The organism is Pseudomonas sp. HMSC063H08 (assembly GCF_001813645.1).
GTDB lineage: Bacteria > Pseudomonadota > Gammaproteobacteria > Pseudomonadales > Pseudomonadaceae > Pseudomonas > Pseudomonas aeruginosa.
This window is the reverse complement of sequence record NZ_KV813585.1, coordinates 1-593: the sequence shown is the minus strand read 5'-3', so window position 1 is coordinate 593 and position 593 is coordinate 1. Positions and strand designations below refer to the sequence as shown.

The window sequence follows — 593 nt, the reverse complement described above, 5'->3', positions numbered from 1 at the left end:
TGGCTGCTGGTCTCTCGGCTTGCCGCAGCCTCCTGACCGACTGCGGGATAACTCAGCAGCACCAGGCCGGACAGGAGCGATACGGTTCTGTTCATGTGCGGGGTCCTATGGTTGGATGCGGACGCTGCGCGAGGCGCCGGCGACGTCGAAGTGCGCGGTACGATCGTCAAGGTCGGTCAGGCGCCAGGTCGTGCCGGCGACGGCATCGCCCTGGCGAATGAGGTAGATCTGGCTGAGCTGGGTGGATCCCGGAGGTGCAACCGACAGAAACCGTTCGCCCCCGCGATACTCCACGCCGAGGATTGAGAAGGGCGGAGGCTCGATCGGCTTGGGTTTCGGCTTGGGCTTGACAGGGAAGGCACCGCGCTTCGGTGGAGGCACGATCAGCGGCGGAGCCTTGGCTTGCTTCTCTTGCAGCGTGCGGACAGAACCGTCCAGCGTCTCCACTGTTGCCTTGAGCACCAGGAGATCGCCGGCCGAGGCGGTGGTTTGAGCCAGGTTCTCGACGGCGTCGGAGGCCTGCTTGGCGAAGGCCTGCGCGGCGTCAATGCGGTTGGACAGCGCCTGCTGGCCTGAGCGGAAGTCCTCGTTGC

General features: G+C 65.8%; 1 protein-coding gene. It reads right to left on the bottom strand.

Annotation, left to right across the window (positions count from 1 at the left end):
- Positions 1 to 105 precede the first annotated feature (105 nt).
- Positions 106 to 593 (bottom strand): methyl-accepting chemotaxis protein (locus tag HMPREF2924_RS27105; RefSeq protein ID WP_070700791.1); only part of this gene is annotated, 488 nt, incomplete at its 5' end.